Source organism: Streptomyces solincola (assembly GCF_002982015.1).
In the GTDB taxonomy this organism is placed as follows: Bacteria; Actinomycetota; Actinomycetes; order Streptomycetales; family Streptomycetaceae; genus Streptomyces; species Streptomyces solincola.
Window position 1 is genome coordinate 1 of sequence record NZ_PVLV01000430.1, and the last position, 8,278, is coordinate 8,278.

The 8,278-nt window shown below is 76.0% G+C and carries 5 protein-coding genes; 3 read left to right on the plus strand and 2 right to left on the minus strand.

From position 1 onward, the window contains the following. Positions 1–94 precede the first annotated feature (94 nt). On the minus strand, positions 95–1,591 hold the full coding sequence (gene rpsA / locus C6N75_RS23830) for a 30S ribosomal protein S1 (RefSeq protein ID WP_105870954.1): 1,497 nt from the start codon (positions 1,589–1,591) through the stop codon (positions 95–97). Between the two features lie 418 nt (positions 1,592–2,009). Between rpsA and C6N75_RS23835 the strand changes: the two genes are divergently transcribed. Beyond that, positions 2,010–2,825 carry a class I SAM-dependent methyltransferase gene (locus C6N75_RS23835; protein ID WP_105870955.1) on the plus strand — a complete coding sequence of 272 codons (816 nt, stop codon included), beginning with the start codon at positions 2,010–2,012 and terminating at the stop codon, positions 2,823–2,825. Continuing rightward, entirely contained in the window at positions 2,822–5,359 is a 2,538-nt protein-coding gene (gene hrpB / locus C6N75_RS23840; protein ID WP_258177577.1) for an ATP-dependent helicase HrpB, read from the plus strand. The genes C6N75_RS23835 and hrpB overlap by 4 nt, the downstream gene beginning before the upstream one ends. A gap of 46 nt (positions 5,360–5,405) precedes the next feature. Here the strand turns inward: hrpB and C6N75_RS23845 are convergent, their stop codons facing one another. Then, entirely contained in the window at positions 5,406–7,154 is a 1,749-nt protein-coding gene (locus C6N75_RS23845; protein ID WP_105870957.1) for a lytic transglycosylase domain-containing protein, read from the minus strand. A 357-nt stretch (positions 7,155–7,511) separates the two neighbouring features. Here C6N75_RS23845 and C6N75_RS23850 point away from each other — a divergent pair. After that, the coding region (locus C6N75_RS23850) for a DUF4184 family protein (RefSeq protein ID WP_146132652.1) at positions 7,512–8,278 on the plus strand (767 nt) is incomplete at its 3' end.

Here is an 8,278-nt window from a genome sequence, read left to right on the forward strand (position 1 = left end):
CGACGGGGGCGGGAAACGGGCCGAGGCCCGGCCCCCCTTGGCAGGGGGCCGGGCCTCGGTCGTGCGGTCAGCGGTGCACCGCGGGGTCAGAGCCTCAGCTCTGGCCGCCGGCCAGCTTCTCGCGGAGGGCGGCGAGCGCCTCGTCCGACGCCAGGGCGCCGGAGTTGTCGTCCGACTCCGAGGAGTACGAACCGCCACCGGTGGGCGCGGCGGCCGGAGCGGCGTTGCCACCCTCGGCAGCAGCGGCCTCGTCGGCCTCGCGGGACTTGATGACCTGGGCCTGGTGCTGCTCGAAGCGCTGCTGCGCCTCGGCGTACTGGGTCTCCCAGGCCTCGCGCTGGGTCTCGTAGCCCTCGAGCCAGTCGTTGGTCTCGGGGTCGAAGCCCTCGGGGTAGATGTAGTTGCCCTGGTCGTCGTACGACGCGGCCATGCCGTACAGGGTCGGGTCGAACTCGACCGAGGCCGGGTCGGCGCCGAAGGACTCGTTCGCCTGCTTGAGGGAGAGCGAGATCCGGCGACGCTCCAGGTCGATGTCGATGACCTTGACGAAGATCTCGTCGTTGACCTGGACGACCTGCTCCGGGATCTCCACGTGGCGCTCGGCCAGCTCGGAGATGTGGACCAGGCCCTCGATGCCCTCGTCCACGCGGACGAACGCACCGAACGGAACCAGCTTGGTGACCTTACCCGGGACGACCTGACCGATCTGGTGGGTCCGGGCGAACTGCTGCCACGGGTCCTCCTGGGTCGCCTTCAGCGACAGGGAGACGCGCTCGCGGTCCATGTCCACGTCGAGAACCTCGACGGTGACCTCCTGGCCGACCTCGACGACCTCGGACGGGTGGTCGATGTGCTTCCAGGACAGCTCGGAGACGTGCACCAGGCCGTCGACGCCGCCCAGGTCCACGAACGCGCCGAAGTTGACGATCGAGGAGACGACGCCGGAGCGGACCTGACCCTTCTGAAGGGTGGTGAGGAACGTCTGGCGGACCTCGGACTGGGTCTGCTCCAGCCAGGCACGGCGGGACAGGACCACGTTGTTGCGGTTCTTGTCCAGCTCGATGATCTTCGCCTCGAGCTCCTTGCCGACGTACGGCTGGAGGTCGCGGACGCGGCGCATCTCGACCAGGGAGGCCGGGAGGAAACCGCGGAGGCCGATGTCGAGGATGAGACCACCCTTGACGACCTCGATGACGGTACCGGTGACGATGCCGTCCTCTTCCTTGATCTTCTCGATGGTGCCCCAGGCGCGCTCGTACTGGGCGCGCTTCTTCGAGAGGATCAGGCGGCCTTCCTTGTCCTCCTTCTGGAGAACCAGGGCCTCGATCTCGTCGCCGACCTTGACGACCTCGTTCGGGTCGACGTCGTGCTTGATCGAGAGCTCGCGGCTCGGGATGACACCTTCGGTCTTGTAACCGATGTCGAGCAGGACCTCGTCCCGGTCGACCTTCACGATGACGCCGTCGACGATGTCGCCGTCGTTGAAGTACTTGATCGTCTCGTCGATCGCGGCGAGGAAGGCTTCCTCGTTACCGATGTCGTTGACCGCAACCTGCGGGGTGGTGGCGGTGGTCTCGGTGCTGCTCGTCATGTGGGAAAGGGCTCCGGTACGGACATTGAAGTCGTAGGTACTGCTACGCCGAGAGCCCGTATCGCGCCTGTAGAAGCCGGACAGCCTGGGAAGCGCCGACCCCGGGAACAGCGGGTGGCGCCTCGACAACCGAGGGGACATACAACAGATGCGAGCGCGACCTGCTCCGTCTGAGGCGCGCAGGCCCGCAGCGCAACCTTTAGCATACGGGGGCGGCCGGACAGGGTCAATGCGCGAAGGCGCACACCGGGGGCAGAAGGGTGCATACCCGGCACGTTTGGTGGCTGCCGCGGCGGATGCGACCCCGACCGGCCCCGCAACCGGTCGTCCGAGCCGGTGCTCCCGACGCGTCCGGGACCGGCCCGGCGTCCGCCGGGGAGCCCGGCCCGAAGAGAGACCCACCCGCGGAGAGGGACCCATGTTCGAAGGCGGACCGTCGTCCGAAGAGTACGAGCCCGAAGCCGTCCGGCGCCAGACCGGCGACGCCGAGAGCAGCTCGGCCAGCCGCGGCTGGTGGGACCGCAACGCGGACGAGTACCAGAGCGAGCACGGCTCCTTCCTGGGCGACGACCGGTTCGTCTGGGGCCCGGAGGGACTGGACGAGGCGGAGGCCGGACTGCTCGGCGAGGTCGCCGGCCGGGACGTGCTGGAGATCGGCGCCGGCGCCGCGCAGTGCGCGCGCTGGCTCGCCGCGCGCGGGGCCCGACCGGTGGCGCTGGACCTCTCGCACCGCCAGCTCCAGCACGCGCTGCGGATCGGGGACGCGCCGCCGCTGGTGGAGGCGGACGCCGCGGCGCTGCCGTTCCGGGACGGCTCCTTCGACCTGGCGTGCTCGGCGTACGGGGCGGTGCCGTTCGTCGCCGACCCGGTGCGGGTCTTCCGTGAGGTGCGGCGGGTGCTGCGGCCGGGCGGGCGCTGGGTGTTCTCGGTGACCCACCCGATCCGCTGGGCGTTCCCCGACGAGCCGGGTCCCGAGGGGCTCTCGGTGGCCGCCTCCTACTTCGACCGCACCCCCTACGTGGAGCAGGACGAGCGGGGGCGGGCGGTGTACGTCGAGCACCACCGCACGCTGGGCGACCGGGTGCGGGACGTGGTGGCCGGCGGGTTCCGGCTGGTGGACCTGGTGGAGCCGGAGTGGCCGGCCTGGAACGGCCAGGAGTGGGGCGGCTGGTCCCCGCTGCGGGGCAACCTCATCCCGGGCACGGCGATCTTCGTCTGCGAGCGGGACGCGTGACCGCCCCGGCGATACGCCTCGCGGAGCTCCGTCCGGAGGCGGGGGAGCTGCCGGTACGCGGGTGTCTGCCCGATCTGGAGGCCGCGCTGGCCGCGCACGGGGCGGCGGTGCTGTGCGCGCCGCCGGGCACCGGCAAGACGACCCTGGTCCCGCTGGTGCTCGCGGCCGGCGGGGCGCGGGTGCTGGTGGCCGAGCCGCGGAGGCTGGCGGTGCGGGCGGCGGCCCGGCGGATGGCGTGGCTGCTGGGCGAGCGGGTCGGCGGCCGGGTGGGCTTCACGGTGCGCGGCGAGCGGGCCGTCTCCCGGGAGACGGTGGTGGAGGTGGTGACCACCGGGGTGCTGCTCCAGCGGCTCCAGCGCGACCAGGAGCTGCCGGGGGTGGACGCGGTGCTGCTGGACGAGTGCCATGAGCGGCATCTGGACGCGGACACCGCGGCGGCGTTCCTGGTGGACGTGCGCGCGGCGCTGCGCCCGGAGCTGAGGCTGGTGGCGGCCTCGGCGACCACCGACACGGAGGCGTGGGCCGGGCTGCTGGGCGGTGCGCCGGTGGTGGAGTCGGCGGATCCGGGTTTTCCGGTAGAGGTGCGCTGGGCGCCGCCGGCCGGGACGCTCCGGCCGCCGAGCGGGCTGTTCGTCGACCCGGCGCTGCTGGCGCACACGGCGTCGGTGGTGCGGCGGGCGCTGGCCGAGTGCCCGGGGGACGTCCTGTGCTTCCTGCCCGGTACGGGGGAGATCGCCCGGGTGGCCCGGCTGCTGGACGGCGTGGACGCGGAGGTCCTCCAGGTGCACGGGCGGGCTCCGGCGGCGGTGCAGGAGGCGGTGCTGTCGAGGGGGACGCGCCGCCGGGTGGTGCTGTCCACCGCCGTCGCCGAGTCGTCGTTGACCGTGCCCGGGGTGCGGGTGGTGGTGGACGCGGGGCTGGCCCGTGAGCCGCGGGTGGACCACGCCCGGGGGCTGGGGTCGCTGACGACGGTGCGGGCGTCGCGGGCGGCCGCCCGGCAGCGCGCGGGCCGGGCCGGGCGTGAGGCGGCGGGGGTGGTCTACCGCTGCTGGGCGGAGGCGGAGGACGGGCGGCTGCCGCGTTTCCCCGCGCCGGAGATCCAGGTGGCGGACCTGTCGGCGTTCGCGTTGCAGGCGGCGGCCTGGGGCGATCCGGAGGCGGCGGGTCTGGCGCTGCCGGACGCGCCGCCGGCCGCCGCGCTGGCGGCGGCACGTTCGGTGCTGGAGGCGGTCGGCGCGGTGGAGCCGTCGGGCCGGGTGACCGGGCGGGGCTCGAGGCTGGCCCGGCTGGGTCTGCATCCGCGGCTGGGCCGGGCGCTGCTGGACGGCGCGGAGCGGGTGGGGGCGCGGCGGGCCGCCGAGGTGGTGGCGCTGCTGAGCGAGGAGCCTCCGCGGTCGTACGGCGACGACCTCGCCGCGGCGTGGCGGGCGGCCCGGCGCGGTGGCGACGGCTACGCGGCGCGCTGGCGCGACGAGGTGCGGCGGCTGGAGCGCCAGGTGCCGGGCGACAACGCCGGGCGATCCGGGCGATCGGGCGTCACCGGGGGCGGCCTGCCGCCGGGCGACGACGCCGTGGTGGGTCTGGTGACCGCGCTGGCGTTTCCGGAGCGGGTGGCGCGGGCGCGGGGCGGGGGCGCGTTCCTGATGGCGTCGGGCACGGGGGCGCGGCTCGCCGAGGGTTCGGGTCTGGGGGCCGCCGGGTGGCTGGCGGTGGCGGTGGCGGACCGGCCGGCGGGCGCGGCGTCGGCACGGATCAGGCTGGCGGCGGTGGTGGACGAGGACACCGCGCGGACGGCCGCCGCGCATCTGGCGGCCTCGGCCGAGGAGGTGCGCTGGGAGGACGGCGAGGTGGTGGCCCGGACGGTGGAGAGGCTGGGCGCGGTCGAGTTGGCGGTGCGCCCGCTGCGCGACCCGGACCCCGTCCTCGTACGCGCGGCGCTGCTGACGGGGCTGCGGCGCGAGGGGCTGGGGCTGCTGCGCTGGTCGCGGGAGGCTGAGGGGCTGCGGGAGCGGCTGGCGTTCCTGCGTCGGGTGCGCGGCGGCGACTGGCCGGAGGTGTCGGACGAGGCGCTGCTGGAGCGGGCCGGGGAGTGGCTGGAGCCGGAGCTGTCGCGGGCGCGGAGGCGGGCGGACCTGGGGAGGCTGGACGCGGGGCAGGCGCTGGGCCGGCTGCTGCCGTGGGCGAGCGGTGAGGCGGCCCGGCTGGACGAGCTGGCTCCGGAGCGGCTGACGGTGCCGAGCGGTTCGCGGGTGAGGCTGGCGTACGGCGGGGAGCAGCCGGTGCTGGCGGTGAAGCTTCAGGAGATGTTCGGGGCGACCAGGACGCCCGAGGTGGCGGGGGTGCCGGTGCTGGTGCACCTGCTGTCTCCGGCCGGGCGGCCGGCGGCGGTGACCGCCGATCTGGCGTCGTTCTGGCGGGAGGGGTACCGGGCGGTGCGGGCCGATCTGCGGGGACGGTATCCCCGGCACCCGTGGCCGGAGGACCCGTCGGCGGCGGAGCCGACCCGGCACACCGCGGCGCGCCGCCGCCCCTGACCGTTGCGGCGGGGCGGCGGTCGGGGGCGGCGGCGGTCGCGGGCGGTCAGGCGACCTTGAGCTGGATGGTGAGGGTGGCGCCGCCCTCGGCGGTGACCTTCAGCAGGAAGGCGCCGGACTCGCCGTCGGCGCGCAGCGCGGGCAGGGTCAGGGTGCCGTCCTTGCCGGTCTTCAGCCCGGAGAGGGTGCGGACCGGCTTTCCGGCGGCGTCGGTGAAGTAGGGGCCCTTGCCGGCCGCTTCGGTGGCCTCGGCGGTGGCGACGAGGGTGGCGGTGAGCGGTACGTCGGCGAGCGCGGCCCCCTTGCGGGTGGCCTGGACGGTGACGGGCGCGCCGAACTCGCCCTCGGGCTGGGCGGTCAGCTCGCCGTCGTCGGTGCGGACCAGGGCGTCGGCCTCGGGCGCGGTCACGGTGGCGGGGCGGTCGAGGGCGGGCAGGTCGCGGTCGACGACGGTGGCGCGGACGGTGAAGTGGCCCGCCTGCTCGCCTGCCTGGAGCCGCGGCGCGGTGGCGGCGCCGTCGGCGTCGGTGAGCACGGTGGCGGTGGCGGCGCCGTCCGGGAAGCGGGTGTCGGTGTCGCCGACGACGACGAAGCGCACGCTGACCCCGCCGACCGGCTTGCCCTTGGCGTCGACCGCGGTGACGGCCGGGCGCACCTCGAAGCGGGCGCCGGCGGTCGCGGTGAGCGTTCCCGCGGTGGCGTCCTTGAGGCGGTCGACCTGCTCGGCCGGCGCGGGCGTGGGCTTCGGCGGCCGCGGCACGGGGGTGACGGGCGGCGGCGTCGGCCGGGGCGCCGGCGGCTTGGGCTTCGGGTCCGGCTTCGGCGGCTTGGACTCGCGGCCGGGCTGCGGGGCGGGCGGCGTCGTCGTGAGGGGCGGCGCGGTGGGCAGCGGCGTGCCGCCCAGGCCGGCGCCGGGCCGCGGGGTCACCGGGTTCTGGTCGCTGCGGTCGACGGGCAGCACACCGGTGCCGTCGGGCACCTGGTGGCTGTTGTCGCGGTAGTAGTCGAACCAGGTCAGGACGGTGTCGAGGTACTCGGTGGAGCGGTTGTAGCTGAGGATCGCCTGGTCCAGGTCGGCCTTGACGGCGAGGTCCCGGCTGTTGGCGCAGAGGTAGAGGCCGGCGGAGAGGGCGGCGTCGTGGACGTTGTTGGGATCCCGCCGGCCGTCGCCGTTGGCGTCGCGGCCCCAGGTGGCCCAGGTGGAGGGGATGAACTGCATCGGGCCGACGGCGCGGTCGTGCACCGTGTCCCCGTCGAAGGCGCCGCCGTCGGTGTCGGTGATCCGGGCGAAGCCGACGCCGTTGAGGGCGGGGCCGAGGATCGGGGTGAAGGTGGTGCCGTCGGGGCCGACCTGGCCGCCGCGGGCCTGGCCGGACTCCACCTTGCCGATGCCGGCGAGGAGTTGCCAGGGCAGGTTGCATCCGGGGTCGGTGGACCTCAGGTGGGCCTCGGCCCCCCGGTAGGCGGCGAGCACGGTGGCCGGGATGCCGGCCTCGGCCGGGCCGGTGACCACGGGCGCGCCGACCGGCGGCGGCGTGCTGCCGGGGGTGACGGGGGCGGGCGTCTTGAGCGGCGGCAGGTCGGTGAAGTACGGGGAGTCGCCGGTGGCCGAGCCGCCCGGCGCGTCGGCGGCGGAGTTCGCCGTGCCGGCTCCGGTGGGCGGCTGGTCGCCCGTGCCTCCGGCGAGCGGGGTCACGCCCGGCGCCTGCGAGGCGGAGAGCGCGGCCACCGCGGCCGCCGCGACAGCCGTGGTGGTCGCTCCCTTGCGCAGCCGTCGGCCGATGTGTCCTGCCATGCGTACGGTCCCTCCCCAGTGACGATCCCGCGCCTCAGACGGCCCGTGTGGCCCTGGCGGTTCCACTTCCCCAGGAGCGTCGACTCAGGCGGAGCCTATGTCAGCCCGCCGCCCCGGCGCAGCGGGCCCCTGTCGCTCTTCACGCTTTTGTCACCCGGGGGCCGGCGGCGGGACGTCCGGGCGGCCCGAAAGGGACCGGAACGCCCCGTTCTCGGCGTGCTCGTTCCCGGGGTCGCGGCTGCGGTGGGCGGCGCCGGCCGGTGGCCGCGGCCGGTCGCGGCGCGTCGGACATACTGGGCGCCGACGATCATCGCCGCGGCCCGGGAGGGGTGCGGCAGGGAACTGCGGGGGTACGCCGTGCCGTTCACGCTCAGCCATGCCGCGGCGGTGCTGCCGGGGTTGCGCCGCACCGGGCGGGCGCGGGGTCCGCTGGTCGCCTCGGCGCTGGTGATGGGCTCGTTCGCGCCGGACATGACGTACTTCGCGGCGTCCCTGGCCCCGGACGCGATGTTCTTCGGCACGGTGACCCACAGCCTGGCCGGGGTGTTCACGGTCGACGTGCTCATCACCACCGCGCTGGTGGCAGCGTGGCTGCTGGTACGGGAACCGCTGCTGGCGCTGCTGCCGGACCGGGTGCGGCCGCCGGCGCGCGCGCTGGTGCGCGGTCTGCCGTGGCGGGAGCGCCGTCCGGCCGCGCTGGCGTGCTGGTTCTGGGTCTCGGCGGCCGTCGGCTCGGCCACGCATGTGGGGTGGGACCTGTTCACCCACGCGGACCGGTGGGGGACGCGGCTGCTGCCGGCGCTGGACGGGACGGTCGCAGGCGTCCCGCTCTACACCATTTTGCAGTACGGGAGTTCGGCCGCCGCGCTGGTGCTGCTGGGGTGGTTCGGGGCGCGGGCGCTGCGGGAGCGGCGGGGCGGGGGCGGGCCCGGGGGGGGGGGGGGCGGGGGGGGGGGGCCCCGGGGGGGCGGGGGGGGGGGGGGGGTGGGGGCGCCGGGGGGGGGGGGGGGGGGGGGGGGGGGGGCGCGGCGCCCGGCGGGCCTCGGGGGCGGGGGGGGGGGGGGGGGGGCGCCGGGGCTCCCGGCCGCCCGGCGGCGCGGGGGGGGGGGGGGGGGGGGGGGGGG